Below are 19,019 nucleotides of genomic sequence, written 5' to 3' on the forward strand. Positions count from 1 at the left end.
AAATAAATGATTCACGCTTCCTACTGAATTACCCCCTTCTTTAAAATGACCTTTGACAAAAAGAAGAGAAAGGGTTAAATTCTAATAATCGTATATTCAAATAATCAGATATACAAAAATAAAAAAAGGAAGTGCTTTTTTATGAAGCGAAATTGGCTTATTGATGGAAGATACAAAGATTATTCTCTTCAATCTTTACAAAAAGATTTTATAGCTGGACTCGTAGTCGGTGTAATTGCCATTCCATTAGGCATGGCATTTGCTATAGCTTCAGGTGTAAAACCTGAATATGGGATATACACGACAATCATTGCCGGAGTATTGATTTCCCTATTAGGGGGTTCGAAATTTCAAATAGGTGGGCCAACAGGTGCGTTTATCCCGATTTTATTTGGGATTGTAATGACATATGGGTTTGAAAACTTATTAATTGCTGGATTTTTAGCAGGAATCATCCTAACCTTAATGGGGATTTTTAAATTAGGCTCATTAATTAAGTTTATTCCCAAACCTGTAACGATTGGGTTTACCGCTGGGATTGCTGTCATCATATTTGTGGGCCAGGTTCCGAACTTTCTGGGATTGTCTGGTGTGGAGAAACACGAAGAATTCATTAATAATGTAAAGGAAATATTCATGCATATTCAAAGCATGAACATGTACAGCGTATTAACCGCAGGTATTTGTTTAATGGCTGTTTTAGGCACACCTAGGTTCTTTCCAAAGATTCCAGGGCCACTAATCGGCATTATCTGTTCGACATTGGTTGCCACTTTCTTATTTCCGGGTCAAGTAGCAACGATTGGTTCAACATATGGGGAAATTCCAAATAATTTGCCACAGTTCAAATTTCCTGAGATTACTTTAGATCGCATTCAACTTTTAATTCGACCCGCGCTTGTCATAGCCATGCTAGGAGCAATAGAATCATTATTATCAGCAGTCGTGGCAGACGGGATGTCCGGTAGTAAGCATAATAGTAATAAGGAATTGATTGGTCAAGGCGTTGCTAATATAATTACGCCTCTATTCGGTGGAATCCCAGCGACAGGTGCAATCGCAAGAACGGCTACCAATATTAAAAACGGGGCTGTTTCCCCGGTATCCGGTGTGGTTCATGGCATAGTCGTCCTCTTGGTTTTAGTGCTGTTTGCACCGTACGCCTCAAAGGTGCCGTTGGCAAGTATGGCTCCGATATTGATGGTGGTTGCTTGGAATATGAGTGAGAGGCATCTTTTCTTTAATATGGTCAAAATCAAAACGACAGATTCACTCATTCTAGTTATAACATTCTTATTGACGGTATTTGAAAATTTAACCAGTGCCGTAGAAGTGGGGCTTATTTTAGCCGTCCTTTTATTTATAAAACGAATGAGTGATACAATAGTAACTGAAAAAGTATTGCCTAATCCCAATAATAAACATCAACAGGTTGATAGCCGAGTAGTTACATCTACGCATGATTGTCCACAGATTAGTATATATAATGTGGAAGGGCCCCTCTTTTTCGGTGCAGCCCAAACTTTTGAACAGTCTATTATTGGGACAACCCATTCCAAACCAAAGGTACTGCTTTTAAGAATGGGACAAGTCCCATTGTTGGATACCACTGGTGAGTCTTATCTTTCTAACATCGTTCATCATTTTTCTAAACACGGTCTCGTTTTGATTTCTGGAATCAAACCACAACCTAAAACGCTTCTGATCAAAACTGGCTTATATGAAGTAATTGGGAAAGATCATTTTTTTGATCATACAGGAGTAGCGATTGATTACGCTCTTGAACAGTTAAATAGGAATAAGTGTCTTGGCTGCAAGCACTTTGCCTTTAGAGAATGTTCGGCTTTATCAGGGGATCTCACCAAAGGTATTGAGGAAAGAAGACGGGCCTTTTCCAGTTAATTAAATTGAAGAGGAGAATTATCATTGAATCTTGAGATGCAACAATTTAAAGCGGAGTTTTTTAAGGCACTTGCACATCCCTTGAGAATAAAAATTCTCGAGTTATTGTCAGAAGGAGATAAAAACGTAAATGAAATCCAAAATCTCATTGGTAGTGAAGGATCCGCAGTTTCCCAGCAGCTAACCGTTTTACGAGCGAAAAATATTGTCGTAGGAACGAAAGATGGAAATCGCGTGGTCTATTCACTAAGAGACCCCATGATTGTGGAACTTCTTTCAATAGCACGTCAAATATTTAATAATCACTTGGTAGATACGATTTCAATGCTAGATAAAATAAGTGAAAATGAGGAAAAGAATAGAAATAAGTTGTAACTGAGGCTGGGGGATGTTGACATAGCAACGTAAAGATGAACTATGTCAACACCTTTATTTTTCCTTTTTATTTGCAGAAAATACTGAAAAAAACAAACGAAATTATGTTAATATATTTTAAGAAAGTGGTATAGGATAAATATGGGGAATAATAATTATAGTGAAGTTTTCTTTTACAAGCAAGGAAATTTGACGAAAACGTACTATTTCCCCAAGAATTATGAAAGTCTACATGGTATAGTACAATTATAATTAGATATTGTTATTTATTGTAAAACGAGATAGTAAAGGGACTATTGAAAGACAACTGCAATCAACATATATCCTCGGAGTTATCCCCTGATTACATTTAAGTTTAGGCATATAGGTGGCTAATGTAGTTTTTTATTAAAACGAACTGGAGTTGATAGGATGAGGAAAATCACTGGATACGGCAAAGCAACACAGGAAGCGGTCAATAACTTTGAGAGGTATGTCGGTTTCGAGATTCCGGCTGATTATAAACATTTCCTCCTTGAATATAACGGAGGGACCACTACCGTTCAAAATGGTAAGTTTTATGTAGAGGCATTGGACACACTTGTATCGTTAGACGTGTTATATGGGTTGGATATCGATAGTGAACAGCTTGATTTACAAAAGTTGCATGAAAATAATAAAGATGGTTTACATACAAATTGCATTATAATCGGCAACGATACCTGTGCAGGAAAAATCCTGTTGATAAACAATGATGAAGAACAAGGAATCTTCTTTTGGGATCAGGGGTGGTACGCAGATCCCTCCAGTCAGGATGAAAATATTTATAAAGTGGCAGAAAGTTTCAAATCCTTTATCGAGGGACTAAAAATCCCTGAGGAAATTTAATGGTGTAAAGTCACTCCTTGATTGGTTAAAAACCAGTCAAGGTTTTTTATCGTGACTGACAATTCCATTCTGCATGCTTTAAGCAATTCATGGCAGAAAATCAATCTTTAGTAGAAAATCGAACAGGTCATTTAAGTGCTTCTCGTGGACTTGCGGGGAGTGATCCTCTTGATTTTATTGTCTTGTAAATGATTTCATCTATTGAAACTTCAACAAATTTCTACGGGGTGTTATAGTACGTAAAGGTTTGAAAAAAATGAAATCAATTAATAAAGCATGATAGCCGAAAAAAGGGGCTGTCCCAAAAGGTGTAATTACCCCGTAATTGAATAAATAGTAAAAGGCAGAAACGTTGATTTAACAACATTTCCGCCTCTTTGTTTTTGCGAAATTACTGGAATAAGGACTTATTAGACAGCCCCTTTCACACTTGTTGAAGTCTAGAAAAAGGAATATTTAGAACGTTGTGTCATTATCTTATTTATTCATTTTGTGATTAAATATACCTATGATAATCGATATAAAATAAGTTTACTATATTCCTTTCTCTGTAATTATAGTAAAATTATAGTATAATATCCGATTTTCAACTTCAAGAGATGGGGTATATAGAATTTTATGAAAAATAAAAAGGTAAAAGCATTCATTATAATGATATTCCTATTGTTACTTGGATTTGTCCTACTTAATATGTTTACTTCTTATTTAAATATCAAAAATACTGTTCAAAGGTCTGTGGCCAATCAAAATCTCTTGGTTGCTAAGTCTGTTGCTAGTACGTTGGATATAGAAGCCTATAAACGCTTTCTTAAAAACCCAGTAAAGAGCCAAGAATATGAGGATATTAAAGCCTATTTAGAGAATGTCCGTGAAAATGTTGGCGTTGTACACATCTATACTTTAAAAGTGGAAAACCCCCAAGAGTCAAGGACCATGATTGCAGGTCTCCCAGAAAACGTTAAAAGAGAACCTGAAATTGGGGAACTATGCACGGTCCCCGAACGCCAGGTCAGACAGGCCTATAAGGGAGAAAACTTCATCACGGATATTCTGGATGACCCCATATATGGGAAGTATATGACTGTAGGAGTTCCCATAAAGGATAAGGAAGGCTCCGTAATAGGTTTTTTAGGAGTGGATGCGAGTGCTGAAGATATTCACGCAATAAGCGATGAGGTTATCAATAGCAGCATTTTTAATCTGATTTATTCGGGCGCTTTTGTCATTATCCTGGCCATTGCTTTTACAATCATGCAAAGATGGTATCGAAAAGAGTTGATACGAGAGGTAGGGGATACTGAGGATACGTACAGGGCGGAGTTTCAATCTCTTATGGCATCTGTTCGTTCCCTAAGGCATGACTTCTCCAATCACATTCAGGTCGTACACGGTCTTTTAAAACTTGGAGAAAAAGATAAAGCATTAGAATACTTAACAGGTCTCTCTAAGGAGATCCATACCATAGAATCCATGGAAATGAACGTTACACACCCTGGGTTATCGGTGCTGTTGGAAACGAAAAGGCTGTCTGCCCAAAACTATAATATTGATATAAGCCTTGATATTTCTCCAGATTCTTTCGATACGATTAAGACGATAGATTTAATTAAATTGTTATCAAATATAATAGATAATGCCATAGAAGCTACGATTGAAATACCTGAGCAAGAGCGGCGTATGAATATCATTTGTAAAAAGGATAAAGGAAAATATACATTCACCGTTACGAATTCAGGACAGATGATTAGTAGGGGGGACCTGGAAAAGATTTATATAAGTGGATTTTCCACTAAAAAGAAAGAAAAAGGAAAAGAGCGTGGTCAAGGTCTGTTTATCGTTAAGGATCTAGTAAGAAGATATAACGGTGAGATATCAGTAGATTCGAATGAAGTAGAAACGACTGTAACGGTCTTAATACCTGTGGAATGAAGTTTTTACAAAGAGACCGCCCAAAATGTGAGATGCTTTATTTTGTTAGGGATGTTTAGGGGCATGAACCCGTTTATGGGATCATGCCTTTAGTCATGTGGATTTACAGACAGTACTCCAAGCGTTGAACCAGAACCTTCGCTAACTTGTTAGGAGATATATTCGCCGATGTGAATAAATGAGTGAGGAATGGATATAATGGTTAGATGTTTAACTGCTTTTGTGGCGTTTTGTGATAAGATAAAAAAAAATCATATAAGGCAGTGAATAAAGTTGACACAACAAAAAGGAAAACTTCTAGTCATTATTGGACCGACGGCAGTAGGCAAGACGAAACTGAGCATTGAGTTGGCCAAGCGATTTAATGGAGAAATAATTAGTGGGGATTCCATGCAGGTTTATAAGGGAATGGATATTGGAACTGCAAAGATCACAAGAGAAGAGATGGAAGGCATTCCCCATTATCTACTTGATATAAAGGGGCCGGATGAACCATTCAGTGCAGCTGAGTTTCAGAAGCAGGCAAATGCTTGCATTGAGGATATTCAGGGCAGGGGCAAACTCCCTATCATAGTAGGAGGCACGGGTTTATATATTCAATCGGTAATCTATGATTATCATTTCTCTGAAGCGCCATCCGATCCTCTATATAGGGAACAGCTCGAAAAACAAGTCAACGAAGCAGGAATCGATCCTGTTTTTGACCAATTGCGGAGTGTGGACCCAGAAAGTGCTAAAAGAATACACCCTAATAATGTAAGAAGGGTGATTCGTGCACTTGAGATTTACCACTGTACAGGAAAAACAATGAGTGAGCAGATGAATCAACAACCCACGGAAATGAAATATGATACATGCATAATAGGACTGACAATGGATCGGGACAAGTTATATGAACGTATTGACCAACGAGTTGATGGAATGGTGGAAGCCGGATTGATTGAAGAGGTACAATCTTTTTATGATCAAGGATTGAGGGATTGCCAATCGATACAGGCAATTGGTTACAAAGAGATATACGACTACTTTGAAGACCGGGCTTCGGTGGAAGAAGCGATCGATTCTTTGAAGCAAAACTCACGCCGATATGCAAAACGTCAATTGACCTGGTTCCGAAATAAAATGGATGTAATCTGGTTTAATATGACGGACATCGAAGGGTTTACAAAAAAAATAAATGAAATATCTGGATTTGTAGCAGGAAAGCTTTTCAAAGAAGGCGAATACATAAATTTAGAGAGAAAAGAGGAGGACTAAATCATGAAGCAATCCGTAAATATTCAAGACCAATTTCTTAATCAATTACGAAAAGATGGGACGTATGTGACGGTTTTCTTATTAAATGGTTTCCAAATCAGGGGCCAGGTTAAAGGGTTTGATAATTTCACTGTGTTATTCGAATCCGAAGGTAAGCAGCAATTGGTATACAAACATGCTATATCCACATTCGCTCCACAGCGTAATGTTCAAATTGATTACGAAGTGAAGGAATAACCATATACATGATAGCAAAATGACAGGCGGCCCACAGGGCGGCCTGTTTTTTTGTGCTAAGAGCTTGTATCTTTTTCAAGGATTCGATTATTTTACTTGTTCGTTTTGAATATATATATATGGAAGGAAGAATCATTTCTCGGGAAAGCGCAGGAAATGACAAATGAATGAAAGAAATGATGAATAGGAGATAAATTGTCGAAAGCCCCTTTATAGACAAGAAAGCTAACTGAAAAACCCAATATTTACAAAAGTAAATTAGACGGAGATATTGGCGAAGGGAAAACATATAATGACCCGAAAGGTCCGTGTGTGTTCATGTTAAATGAATGGTTTAAAAGTTTAGGGTCCAAGATGGAGAGGTGAAGACATTGGAACAACCGATCCGTATGAAAAATAACGGGCAAATCAATATCGTTTTTAATGCGGAAAATAGAAAATCACTACAGAAAGATTTGCCGGTCAAAGAAGTGTTGGTCCAAGAAATTCCCCAACAACATGTGGCTTTGAAGGAAATAGAAGACGAACTGAAGGCACTGGTTGGAATGGATGAGATGAAACGCATGATAAAGGAAATATACGCTTGGATTTACATAAACAAACAACGTGAGACCAGAGGGCTGAAGACTGGTCAGCAAGCACTTCACATGATGTTTAAAGGGAATCCAGGAACAGGTAAGACTACCGTTGCCCGATTGATTGGTAAGTTGTTTCAAAAGATGAATGTCCTTTCTAAAGGGCATTTGATTGAAGCGGAACGCGCCGATTTGGTCGGTGAATATATTGGTCATACAGCCCAAAAAACACGTGATCTGATTAAAAAGGCAATAGGTGGCATATTATTTATCGATGAGGCCTACTCTTTGGGAAGAGGTGGAGAGAAGGATTTTGGCAAAGAAGCGATAGATACGCTTGTCAAGCATATGGAAGATCGCCAACACGAATTCATCTTAATCTTAGCAGGTTATTCTCGTGAAATGGACTATTTCCTAAGTCTTAATCCAGGGCTTTATTCGAGGTTTCCACTAGTCGTCGATTTTCCGGACTATACAATCGATCAGTTAATGGAGATAGCTGGCCTCATGTTGCAAGAGCGTGAATATATTATGAGCCGGGATGCCGAAAGGAAGTTAAAGGAACATTTAATTGTATTACGTTCCGATCGTGGCGTGGTATCGTTTTCTAATGGCCGTTATATCCGGAACGTACTTGAAAAATCGATAAGGGCGCAGGCCATGCGCCTATTAATAGAAGATACGTTTGAAAAGGTCGACCTGCTTACACTGACCAGTCAAGATCTCGTTTTCGAGGATGATGAGAAGGAGTGACAACAGAAAGGCCCGCCATTAAACGTGGCTGGCCTTTCGCATTTATATTTTCGGGACCCATTTTTTATTAGGAAGGTGCCAATTGTAGGTGTAAGATAGCACGCGGAATAAAGTGACGAAAATAAAGAGTGTGTATAAATGCCATGCTTGTGAGAAAAGTCCACTGCCTAGAGCCAAACCTGCGATGATTGCCCAAACGGCATAGATTTCTTTTCTAAAGACTAACGGTTTTCTCCCGGCAAGTACATCCCTGATTATTCCCCCACCACAACCGGTTAGTGCCGCGGACACGATAATGGCGCTAATTGGATGATTTAGTTCCACTGCATACATGGCACCTTGGATAGCAAACGCAGAGAGTCCAATGGCATCACTGAAGTTTCCCCATCTGTCCCAATGCCTTGATAGATTGGTAGGGAAAAGAAAAACGATGGTGATTGAGACCAGGGCGACGGTGAAATAGAGGCTTTGATCCCAAAGCGCAGATACAGGCACGCCGATTAAAAGGTTTCGAATCGCGCCTCCCCCGAAAGCCGTAACAATTCCTAAAATATATACTCCTAAAATATCATACTCTTCTTCCATTGCAATGATGGTTCCGCTTATGGCAAATGCAATTGTACCAATGAAGGTTAATACTTCCCACGTCATATCCTTTTCCCTCTATGTCATTTCAGATTTATGGTAAAGCCAAACTTGATTTTAGCATGTTACGGGTGATATTAATATGGTTACTGGCCCTGTTTTTAGGAAAATTTTATATGTGGCCATTTATTTGGTATGATGGATGAAAATTGTTTAGGTGGTGTGTGAATTGGAACAGGCAATAAGAGAAACCGCTGTATTGATTGGTTGTCAAACAACAGAGGATGAGGAGCATTTCCGCTATTCACTGGACGAGCTGGCGTCGTTAGCTAAGACAGCAAATGGCGAGGTATTGATGACCATTACACAAAAAAGAGAACGGGTTCATCCGTCTACATATATAGGCAAAGGGAAAATAGAAGAACTACAAAACCTGGAAGCAGAATTGGAGCCTGATTTATTCATTTTCAATGATGAATTATCACCGAGTCAAATCCGGAACCTTTCTAAATTCCTCGAGGCGAGGGTGATTGACAGGACTCAGCTTATACTGGACATTTTTGCTCAGCGAGCCAGGTCGAGGGAAGGTAAGCTCCAGGTGGAACTTGCCCAGCTCCAATATTTAATGCCCCGTTTAGCCGGGCAGGGTACAGCCATGTCCAGATTAGGAGGCGGAATCGGTACGCGGGGACCGGGAGAGACGAAGCTCGAAAGTGACCGCCGTCACATTCGTGGGAAAATTGACGAAATCAAGCAACAACTAAGTGGAATCGTGAAGCACCGTGAGAGGTATCGTGAAAGGAGAAAAAGAAATAAGGCCTTTCAGGTTGCTCTGGTTGGTTACACGAACGCTGGTAAATCAACCTTGTTCAATCGTTTGACAGAAGCAGATTCTTTTGAAGAAAACCTGTTGTTCGCCACTCTCGATCCAATGACGCGAAAAGCGATTCTTCCTAGCGGCTTTACTGTACTAATGACCGATACGGTCGGTTTCATTCAGGATTTGCCGACTTCCCTGATTGCAGCCTTTCGCTCGACATTAGAGGAAGTGAAGGAAGCGGACTTGTTGCTCCACGTTGTCGATTCGTCTAGCTCGGATTATTTTAATCATGAGAAAACGGTTCACAACCTATTAAATGACTTAGATGTCTCTTCCATTCCCCAGCTAACGTTGTATAATAAGAAGGATAGGGTTCACGTCGACTTTTTAAGGTCTTCCAGTAATGATTCGTTATTAATCAGTGCCTATGACCAAAAAGACCTGGAAACAATCATGGAAGAAATTGAAAAGTACGTCATTGAGAAAATGATACCGTATAATGTTTTCTTACCTTCCAGTGAGGGTAAACTACTATCACAGCTGAAAAATGAAACCATTTTGCGCACTCTCTCCTTTAATGAAGAATCGGAAAGATATGAATGCAAAGGTTTTTGTCTAGCTGATCATTCAATAATTGGACAGCTAGAGAAATACTCATTATAAAAGGGGAATTTGGATGTATCAGCAATTAAAGCATGGAGAAGTCTTAAAAACAATCGCCCAAGAAGTCGAAGCGATGATTTTTCCATTACATAAGCAAGTAGATGAAAGAATCGAGACCAATCAATTTCGCGTATTGCAAAGCTATCAGAAGCACCGTGTGAGTGATTCGCATTTTAACCCAACAACAGGATATGGATATGATGATATCGGACGTGATACGCTCGAATTAATATATGCCGATGTTTTTGGTGCGGAAGCAGGACTGGTTCGTGCTCAAATCATTTCAGGTACACACGCCATATCCACTGCCTTATTTGGGATTTTACGTCCAGGCGATGAATTGCTATACATAACTGGAAAACCATACGATACATTAGAAGAAATTGTCGGGATCAGGGGTTCTGGAATTGGGTCCTTACGCGATTTTCAAATAGGTTATGATGCGGTACCGTTAATGGAATCGGGAAGTGTGGATTTTGAAGCCGTCAGACATGCGATCAATCCGAAAACGAAAATGATAGGCATCCAACGCTCAAAGGGCTATGCGACTCGTCCTTCCTTTACAATCGATGAAATAAAGGAAATGATTTCTTTCGTCAAGGAAATCAATCCAGAAATCGTTGTTTTCGTGGATAATTGCTACGGCGAATTTGTGGAAACGGAAGAGCCTTGTCATGTCGGGGCAGATCTTATGGCGGGTTCTCTAATTAAAAATCCAGGTGGCGGAATTGTGAAGACTGGCGGATACATTGTCGGTAAAAAAGATTTAGTTGAAGCGTGTTCCTATCGTTTGACGTCCCCAGGTATTGGAGCGGAGGCAGGGGCTTCACTATATAGCCTACAGGAAATGTACCAAGGATTCTTCCTTGCGCCACATGTCGTCGGGCAAGCGATAAAAGGTGCGATGTTCACAGCAGCCTTTTTAGAAAAAATCGGGATGAATACATACCCTCGTTGGGATGCAAAACGTACCGATTTAATTCAGTCTGTCCAATTCGATGATAAAGATAAAATGGTAGCTTTTTGCCAGGCAATTCAATATGCATCCCCAATTAATTCACATGTTACTCCATACCCTGCTTATATGCCAGGGTATGAAGATGATGTAATCATGGCTGCAGGAACATTCATCCAAGGAGCTAGCATTGAACTGACGGCAGATGGACCGACAAGGCCTCCTTATGTTGCCTATGTTCAAGGTGGCTTAACATATGCCCATGTCAAAATGGCTGTATTGACCGCGGTGAACTCGTTAATGGAGAAAGAATTGATACATTTGTAACATGAGATGGTAGCCGTTAGTTTAAGAAATACACTTCGTGAGAACCCAGCATGTCTGGATTCTCATGAAGAAAAATAGTCATAATATTCAATGGGTTACAAATCATTCAATTTTTATGAATAATTTATGTCATAAAAGGTAACATGAACTTGACATATTAAATACCATATACTATGATTATATCAAGATAAACAAAGGAGGATGCAAAGAATGAGCGGCAACAACATTCGGCGTTCTATGCCTCTTTTTTCCATCGGAATTGTGATGCAGCTGACTGATTTGTCTGCACGTCAAATTCGATATTACGAAGAGCATCAATTAATTACTCCTATGAGAACAGACGGAAACCGGCGCGTTTTTTCTTTAAACGATATTGATAGACTCCTTGAGATTAAAGACTTGATCGAACAAGGCGTCAATCTCGCTGGCATTAAGAAGATATTTACTGTAAAAGAACAAAATTTACCGAAATCACAAGATCTTGAACAGGCGGAGAAAATAAGACGTGACTTAAGTGATGACGAACTGCGTAAGCTTTTACGAGCAGAGCTTCTCCAAGGCACTAGAAATCGCACATCTCTCCGACAAGGTGATATGTCGCGTTTTTTCAAATGAAATATCAATATGAACTATTATTTAGGGGGAATTGAAAATGGCAAAGTTTACACGTGAAGATATTACTCGTTTAGCAAAAGAAGAAAATGTAAAGTACATTCGTTTACAATTCACTGATATCCTAGGAACAATCAAAAATGTAGAAATTCCAGTTAGTCAATTGGAAAAAGCACTTGATAATAAAATGATGTTTGACGGATCTTCCATTGAAGGTTTCGTACGCATCGAAGAATCAGATATGTATTTGTACCCTGATTTAGATACATGGGTGGTTTTCCCTTGGACATCAGAAAAAGGTAAAGTTGCTCGTCTGATTTGCGATATCTACAATACAGATGGAACACCTTTTGATGGGGACCCTCGTGCTAACCTAAAACGAATTCTCGCTGAAGCAAGAGAAATGGGCTTCACGAACTTTAACTTAGGACCTGAACCTGAATTTTTCTTATTCAAACTAGATGCTCAAGGCGAACCAACTCTAGAATTAAATGATAAAGGTGGATACTTTGACCTTGCACCTACTGACTTAGGGGAAAACTGCCGTCGCGATATCGTTCTTGAACTGGAAGAAATGGGCTTTGAAATTGAAGCATCGCATCACGAAGTTGCCCCAGGACAACACGAAATCGATTGGAAATATGCAGACGCTGTATCAGCTTGTGATAACATCCAAACATTCAAATTGGTCGTTAAAACGATTGCCCGTAAACATGGTTTACATGCAACGTTCATGCCAAAACCATTGTTCGGTGTGAATGGTTCAGGTATGCACTGTAACGTATCTCTATTTAAGGGAAGCGAAAATGCTTTCTACGATAAAGAAGGTAAATTAGAATTAAGCAAAACAGCTGAACAATTTATCGCGGGTATCATCAAACATGCACCAAACTTTACAGCGGTAACTAACCCAACTGTTAACTCATACAAACGTTTAGTACCTGGTTATGAAGCACCTTGCTATGTTGCTTGGTCCGCTAAAAACCGTAGCCCATTAATCCGTATCCCGGCTTCACGTGGAGTAAGTACTCGTGTTGAGGTACGTAGTGTCGATCCAGCAGCAAACCCATACCTTGCACTTGCGGTCATCCTAAAAGCGGGTCTAGACGGAATCGCAAATAACCTGACTCCTCCAGCTCCAGTGGACCGTAACATCTATGTCATGAACAAAGAAGAACGTGAAGCGGAAGGCATCATCGATCTTCCATCTACTTTATACGCGGCATTAGAAACATTAAAAGCGGATAAAGTCATCAAGGATGCTCTAGGTGACCATTTACTTGAACACTTCATCGAAGCAAAAGAAATCGAGTGGGATATGTTCCGCACGCAAGTTCACCCTTGGGAACGCGAACAATATATGAGCACGTATTAATTCTTTGAACCCTTGACGCTCTAAGCGTTGAGGGTTTTTATTTTGTGGGTGAATACTTTATATTTATGTTTACTTTTTAAATACACAAAACACCCACACTCACGACAAAACTTTGTTTATATATGCACCGAAATTGTTCACTTAACCTTTAGCCCTACTACATCAGTATTCACTATCAATTTTATGTCGCAGTTCAACTCTCAACTTATAAGTTGAGAGTTGAACTTTAATCTTAGTGAAAGATGTTATTCGTTTTTTCTTCGGTGATGCCGATAATAGGGGTTTATTTTAACTATATTATTTTTCCTTCTATTCAACTAACCGAGCAGGATAGGTAAATAAGAATAGGAGGAAAAAAGGATAATAAATAGAATATCAATATCAATCATATAAGCAAGAAAGGTAGATTAGGCTCAATATTTCAACTCTATTTTTAAGATCGCCCCTCATTTTTATAACATTAAAGAAAATATAAAATGTGCAATTGATGAACATGTAACCTTAACAAATGGGGATTAAGCAAATATTTACTCAAACAAACCTTGGAATTGCTTTGTTATTCTGTTAAAGGGCGCTTATCTGTAATTATGATAAACACCTTTGTTGAAAAAAATGATTAAGTCCTTAACAGTAATTTCAAATAATTGGTATTAAGTTTAAGGAGGCTCTAGAGTGCTTAACTTAGAGATTAGAAGGCCAAGAACTGAGGATATAAAAGAGTTAAATCAATTTTTTAGAACAGTAATAACTGATATATTTATTAAAGAAGGTATAGGGGATAAGCTAGAGGACATAGAAAACGAAATTGAAGCTAAGAAAACCTACTTAGAAAGTGACTTGGAAAGTAATGGTGAAAAACGATTTTTTCTGATTGCTTTAGATGGAGATAAAATAATCGGTACAATTGAATACGGTGCAGCAAGCGATCTTATAAGTAAATGTACAGATAATGCTTTAAAAAATTAAACGAGGTGGGTACAGTATTTGAGGATCCTGACTACCAAAGGAAGGGTATAGGTAATTTACTATTAAATAAAATATATTTGACGCTGCATAATAAGGGTATAGAAGAATTTTGTTTAGATAGTGGATATATAAGTGCACAAAAAATCTGGAAAAAGAAATATGGAGATCCTGATTATTTCTTAGAGAATTATTGGGACGAATGCTATCATCACATGATTTGGAGACTCATGGTCGATGATTTATTAAAATAACCTACCTCCTTTTATTGTTTTCTTTTCAGTATTTTATGGAACTTTTATTAGACTAAATAAGCTATAAGAAGCTGTTTGGTTATTCCATAAAAGGGCGCTTTAATGGCACAACTGAACTTCTATTTTATCTGACGGGCTTTATTTTATTTATATTAACTTTGATACTTTCTAAGTATGTTTCACACGACTCCTTATAAAGTAAAGTTAAAATTAAGTGTCATCATGAATTAAAAAGGTCAAGTAAGTTTAGGATGAAAGGGATTGTATGAATAAATCACATTTTACTTTACCTTTATTGTTATAATTACCTATATAGATAATAAAAAGGAAGTGAGCTCAAATGGATAATGCTAAGTACATAGAAGTGGTTTTTGAGAATTGTGAATCAATTGTCATTCCAACAGAGCGTGTTTTAGGTCTAACATATGCTGAACTAACACCTTTAAAGGATGATCATGCCTTAGAAAATTCTTATCATAGCAGCCGTATAGATTTAGAAATTTCATATACGCACCAAACAGAACTTGAATACTCCCCAACGGATAATGATGATCTTCTTGGTGCATATATTAATAATCCTACAAGTAATAAGGTGGAAGACAGACCTAATATTCTAGGGCGATTATTTAATTACCATGACATTATGTATATCCAACTATTAGATACAGATGAAAAGCCCCTAAAAAATATTTATGTACCTTGGTACGAAGAGGATCAATATGATAATCGCTATATGAAGATACTTAAAGAAGAAGGCTCATTTACAATTGAAATTAAACCTGAATAGATATGTAAGCAATTTGTTCTAGATGCTATACAATAAGTAATGATTTACGTGCATATATTACTTATTGTATACATCATAATGAATAAATTACATATTATATCCGAAAAAACCGTTTTTTTAACGGGAGGTGCAAAGGGTGAACAAGCATAAAGCCCGAGAGACCAGGGTTGTATACAGTTCGGCAATTTTCTATTGGTTATCATCTGAAAGCTGGTGTTAATTTCACTGATATTAAATATTACTTTCTTCCATATAAGAGTCCCCAAAACAAGCCTTTGTTCTTTCAACTATGCTAATCAATATTCGTTGAATTACCCACAGACTGCAGCTAATAATTTTTGAATATCATAAATACTTTTATCTTTTTTGAATTGTTTCGATACAGCTGGTGTTTGTGCACCTGAAATCCATATTTTTAATTCTGCGTCTAAATCAAAGTGTCCAGCAGTTTCTACGCTGAAATGGGAAATGCTTTTAAAAGGTATGGAATGGTATTCTACCTTTTTGCCAGTAATTCCTTGCTTATCCACTAATATAAGGCGTTTGTCTGTAAATACAATCAAATCTCTTATTAATTTAAACGCAGCATCTACGTCCTCACCATTCGTTAGAATCTGTTCTAGTTCTTTTGATGCTTCATCTTTACTTATCGTTGAGGCATTACCGATTAATCCATCTAAGAATCCCATGCTATTTCCTCCTTAAAACTTGGTTTTACTCTAAAAATCCGTGTTTAATTTTTGACTTATATTTAAAATAGGTAAAAAAACCTAAATAAATAGTAGCACTATTGAATTAGTATTGTAAGCGGGCAATTTTGGTCATTTTATCTTTAATTGGCAGTGTTGTTGAGGGGAACCGTATAACTTCCTTTATTCTTGTATTACTTTGATTATAAATACAAATGATCTATTTCTGACTAGTAATGACTCATTCAGTGGTTTCATTTATATTATCCTGACCAATATAAAAATTAGTGTATTCGTTTAGTACAAGTTATCACCTTACTTCATAAGCTACACTGTAAGTACTAAAACTAATTAAAGGTGGGATTTTATAATGAGTTGTAATTGTAGAAAGTGCCGTGAACAAAGGGAAGAAGTGATTACTAGCCCAACTGAAACGGTTGTTAATACCAGAGTGAATCGGCGGGTAGTGAAGCATATACACCCTACTGAAGTTATCAATGTAAATAGAACCATTGTAAGAAATGAACATTATTATCCTGTAAGGGAACGGGAAGTATATGAAACAGTGGAAGAAAGTTTCAACTGCGGAAGCAATGTTAATAACTCTAATCGTTGCAGACCGTTTTGGAATAGATAATTAACATGTAGGGCACTCATCAGAAATGAGTGCCTTTTCCCTTTTCAAGAAGTAGTAAGCTTTCAAAGAGTAAATCATACTATTATGTAATAATAATTTTTAGGCTGTCATTCTAATATGGGCCACCCCTGTATTATTCAAGTTCTTTAGTCGTGTATCACTGCTTTGAGAGTAATCAAATGACAGATGTACAAGCATTTATAGGGGTTATACATATAATTAATAGGAGGTGATAATTATGGTGAAAATATATATTGATCCAGGTCACGGGGGGAAAGATTCAGGCACTGTAGGAAATGGATTGAAAGAAAAAGATCTTACATTAAAAATTGCTAAAAGAATCAGGGAGTTACTTGCACGGTATAAGAATGTATCGACAAAGATGAGTCGTACAGGAGACACCTTCCCGTCCTTATCGGCACGGACAAACGAAGCGAACGCCTGGGGAGCTGATTTCTTTTTGTCCATCCATATTAATGCCGGTGGTGGACAAGGATATGAAGATTATATTTATACATCCACTAATCAGGTTACTAAAAAGTACCAGGATAATATCCACACTGAAATCCTGAAACTTGTGGATTTGAAAGATCGTGGACAAAAAACAGGAAATTTACATGTGCTTCGGGAATCCACTATGCCTGCTTTATTGACTGAAAATGGCTTCATTGATAATGTTTCTGATGCCTCTAAGTTGAAAAAGAGTGCTTTTATTGAAAATTTGGCTCAAGGACATGTCAATGGAATCGTTAAATCATTCAATTTGAAAAGGAAAGAGGAGGTACCAAGTAACACTCACACGATTGTAAAGGGTGATACTCTTTATAGCATTGCCATAAAATATGGAACAAGTGTGTCTAAACTTTTAGCTCTGAACCCTAAGGTTAAACCCAATTACCTTGAAATCGGTCAAAAACTGCGAGTGAAATGATAGCTCTGGATGGTGAATGAAACATTATCAAGTACTTCGAGATACCACACTACACACCATATCTAATCCCTTCTCTTATTGAGATTAAAGAAGTTGATTAAGTGAATTGTAGAAATGGCTGTCACATATGTAGATAATCTGAAAATATCGTTGGTGAAATCAAAAAGGTGCCGAAATGTTTTATCTTGGGCAATCCCATTTATTGAGAATGGTTGTTTTATGCTTATTATTCGCTTTTTATTCCAATAAATATAATGGTCACTCCTATAAAGATGCATGAAACTTTAAAGAGGGAAAGCTTTTCGGTCATCCCGAATAAGCCAACAGCTGTTGTACTAATAAGTATTATAGGTCCAACAAGTGCGAGGGAACTATTCACAACCAACGCTTTTTCGATATCATTAAGTCTTAACATGAGTATAGCTGCGAATATTTCTATACTTCCCGAAAGCAAACGAAGTAAACCCATTATAAGAACGGCTTTTTCAAAAGCTATAAACATGATTTTCCCCTCCGAACTTTTGGCACGTTTATCTTATGAATCTATTTTAAAAAATAGGACAACTTTATCCTATCCCGGTGGTCGTTCCATTTGAAAATACCCATCGTTATGGACTTTATGAAGGGGGTCAGGTGGAAGTCAGGTGACACGGTATCTTTCTTGGCTAAACAGTACGATAGCCGACAGATACCAATATATATATATAATAAAAGTCGGTCAGAAATTACGTGTTAAGGAGTATGTCAACGGAGAGAAAAAGTAGGAAATCTTATGAGTGTTGTACCAAGCGCTATATCTTTCATATTGACGGTATGTCCTCAATAGCCTAGGATGTAATGGTATTCGTTAGAAGGAGGGCCCCATATGACTTATAAAACGCTATTGCTTACGCTTCTGTTCTCACAGGGGTTATTCTTCGGTGGTCTACCTATTTTTCTTCAACTCCTATTCTATTTGAACCCTTGGGTGATCATGGTTGTATGGGTTTGTATTGTAGTCTCTGTGTTGATGATCGTCTTATTGGTCAGGGGGGAAACAATAAAACTACCCCGATTGTATTGGCAGGTAGCGATAAGTGGTTATAGTTTCTCTTTGCTAGTTTTACTTTTCTTCCGACCTGAAGGACAGGAATATTCGTATAATATTATCCCGTTATCTACAATCAGCCCTTATTTAACTGGTGATTCGAATTGGCTTGTTTCTTTTTATAATCTAAGTGCAAATGTAGGATTATTCATTCCATTTGGATTGTACCTGCTATCCAGAAAGGGAAAAAAGATGACCGGTATTCCAAGATTTCTTATTCCCTTTTTCTCAATCTCAATCATAGAAATATGCCAGTATGTTTTTCAAAGAGGAAGTTTGGATATAGACGATCTGATCTTGAACCTTATTGGGGTATATTTGGGATATTTCTTGTATCGTTGGTTCGTGAAAGTGATAGATATTATCCCCGCAAAGCGGAATGCATGAAAAACAAAAAAAGCCAGCTTGTCCATGATAGGAGAAGCTGGCTTTACATTTG

General features: G+C 37.7%; 18 protein-coding genes and 1 pseudogene. 16 read left to right on the forward strand and 3 right to left on the reverse strand.

What is annotated here, in order from left to right; translation table 11 throughout:
- Positions 1 to 141: 141 nt before the first annotated feature.
- The 7 genes from AC503W_RS07850 to spoVK all read left to right on the forward strand — a co-directional run bounded on the left by AC503W_RS07850 (position 142) and on the right by spoVK (position 7,895).
- Positions 142 to 1,902, forward strand: coding sequence for a SulP family inorganic anion transporter (locus tag AC503W_RS07850; RefSeq protein WP_427686352.1), 1,761 nt, complete (start codon positions 142 to 144; stop codon positions 1,900 to 1,902).
- A 24-nt stretch (positions 1,903 to 1,926) separates the two neighbouring features.
- Positions 1,927 to 2,277: an ArsR/SmtB family transcription factor gene (locus AC503W_RS07855; protein WP_402875268.1), complete on the forward strand. Its 351-nt coding sequence runs from the start codon at positions 1,927 to 1,929 to the stop codon at positions 2,275 to 2,277.
- 411 nt (positions 2,278 to 2,688) lie between these two features.
- Positions 2,689 to 3,144, forward strand: a complete 456-nt coding sequence (locus AC503W_RS07860; protein WP_402875271.1) for an SMI1/KNR4 family protein — start codon at positions 2,689 to 2,691, stop codon at positions 3,142 to 3,144.
- A gap of 618 nt (positions 3,145 to 3,762) precedes the next feature.
- The gene (locus AC503W_RS07865) at positions 3,763 to 5,073 is read left to right on the forward strand and encodes a sensor histidine kinase (RefSeq protein WP_407406269.1); all 1,311 of its coding nucleotides are present in this window, start codon (positions 3,763 to 3,765) and stop codon (positions 5,071 to 5,073) included.
- A gap of 273 nt (positions 5,074 to 5,346) precedes the next feature.
- Complete coding sequence (gene miaA / locus AC503W_RS07870) at positions 5,347 to 6,330, forward strand: tRNA (adenosine(37)-N6)-dimethylallyltransferase MiaA (protein WP_427686350.1); 984 nt, start codon at positions 5,347 to 5,349, stop codon at positions 6,328 to 6,330.
- A 3-nt stretch (positions 6,331 to 6,333) separates the two neighbouring features.
- Entirely contained in the window at positions 6,334 to 6,567 is a 234-nt protein-coding gene (gene hfq / locus AC503W_RS07875; protein ID WP_034313436.1) for an RNA chaperone Hfq, read from the forward strand.
- 371 nt (positions 6,568 to 6,938) lie between these two features.
- Positions 6,939 to 7,895 carry a stage V sporulation protein K gene (gene spoVK / locus AC503W_RS07880; RefSeq protein ID WP_402875280.1) on the forward strand — a complete coding sequence of 319 codons (957 nt, stop codon included), beginning with the start codon at positions 6,939 to 6,941 and terminating at the stop codon, positions 7,893 to 7,895.
- A 42-nt stretch (positions 7,896 to 7,937) separates the two neighbouring features.
- Here the strand turns inward: spoVK and AC503W_RS07885 are convergent, their stop codons facing one another.
- Positions 7,938 to 8,546, reverse strand: coding sequence for a trimeric intracellular cation channel family protein (locus tag AC503W_RS07885; RefSeq protein WP_402875283.1), 609 nt, complete (start codon positions 8,544 to 8,546; stop codon positions 7,938 to 7,940).
- 163 nt (positions 8,547 to 8,709) lie between these two features.
- Between AC503W_RS07885 and hflX the strand changes: the two genes are divergently transcribed.
- The 6 genes and pseudogenes from hflX (at position 8,710) to AC503W_RS07915 (ending at position 15,236) form a co-directional block, all read left to right on the forward strand.
- A complete protein-coding gene (gene hflX, locus AC503W_RS07890; protein ID WP_427686348.1) occupies positions 8,710 to 9,963 on the forward strand; it encodes a GTPase HflX in 1,254 nt (417 codons plus the stop codon).
- A gap of 13 nt (positions 9,964 to 9,976) precedes the next feature.
- On the forward strand, positions 9,977 to 11,245 hold the full coding sequence (locus AC503W_RS07895; protein ID WP_427686346.1) for a methionine gamma-lyase family protein: 1,269 nt from the start codon (positions 9,977 to 9,979) through the stop codon (positions 11,243 to 11,245).
- Between the two features lie 210 nt (positions 11,246 to 11,455).
- Positions 11,456 to 11,860 (forward strand): MerR family transcriptional regulator, encoded by a 405-nt coding sequence (locus AC503W_RS07900; protein ID WP_402875291.1) that lies wholly within the window; start codon positions 11,456 to 11,458, stop codon positions 11,858 to 11,860.
- 37 nt (positions 11,861 to 11,897) lie between these two features.
- Positions 11,898 to 13,232 carry a type I glutamate--ammonia ligase gene (gene glnA / locus AC503W_RS07905; RefSeq protein WP_402875294.1) on the forward strand — a complete coding sequence of 445 codons (1,335 nt, stop codon included), beginning with the start codon at positions 11,898 to 11,900 and terminating at the stop codon, positions 13,230 to 13,232.
- A gap of 672 nt (positions 13,233 to 13,904) precedes the next feature.
- A pseudogene (locus AC503W_RS07910) lies at positions 13,905 to 14,449 on the forward strand (GNAT family N-acetyltransferase).
- Positions 14,450 to 14,789: 340 nt separating this feature from the next.
- Complete coding sequence (locus AC503W_RS07915) at positions 14,790 to 15,236, forward strand: hypothetical protein (protein ID WP_403123111.1); 447 nt, start codon at positions 14,790 to 14,792, stop codon at positions 15,234 to 15,236.
- A gap of 311 nt (positions 15,237 to 15,547) precedes the next feature.
- Here AC503W_RS07915 and AC503W_RS07920 read toward each other — a convergent pair whose 3' ends face one another.
- The gene (locus AC503W_RS07920; RefSeq protein WP_427686344.1) at positions 15,548 to 15,925 is read right to left on the reverse strand and encodes a PH domain-containing protein; all 378 of its coding nucleotides are present in this window, start codon (positions 15,923 to 15,925) and stop codon (positions 15,548 to 15,550) included.
- A 370-nt stretch (positions 15,926 to 16,295) separates the two neighbouring features.
- On the opposite strand from AC503W_RS07920, the gene AC503W_RS07925 reads away from it, so the two are divergent.
- On the forward strand, positions 16,296 to 16,562 hold the full coding sequence (locus AC503W_RS07925) for a CotD family spore coat protein (protein WP_427686342.1): 267 nt from the start codon (positions 16,296 to 16,298) through the stop codon (positions 16,560 to 16,562).
- Positions 16,563 to 16,800: 238 nt separating this feature from the next.
- Positions 16,801 to 17,493 (forward strand): N-acetylmuramoyl-L-alanine amidase, encoded by a 693-nt coding sequence (locus tag AC503W_RS07930; RefSeq protein WP_427686340.1) that lies wholly within the window; start codon positions 16,801 to 16,803, stop codon positions 17,491 to 17,493.
- Positions 17,494 to 17,719: 226 nt separating this feature from the next.
- On the opposite strand, the gene AC503W_RS07935 is transcribed toward AC503W_RS07930, so the two are convergent.
- Entirely contained in the window at positions 17,720 to 17,995 is a 276-nt protein-coding gene (locus AC503W_RS07935; RefSeq protein WP_402956403.1) for a YqhV family protein, read from the reverse strand.
- Between the two features lie 363 nt (positions 17,996 to 18,358).
- On the opposite strand from AC503W_RS07935, the gene AC503W_RS07940 reads away from it, so the two are divergent.
- Positions 18,359 to 18,967 carry a VanZ family protein gene (locus AC503W_RS07940; protein ID WP_403123107.1) on the forward strand — a complete coding sequence of 203 codons (609 nt, stop codon included), beginning with the start codon at positions 18,359 to 18,361 and terminating at the stop codon, positions 18,965 to 18,967.
- Positions 18,968 to 19,019 lie beyond the last annotated feature (52 nt).

Source organism: Peribacillus suis, assembly GCF_059384845.1.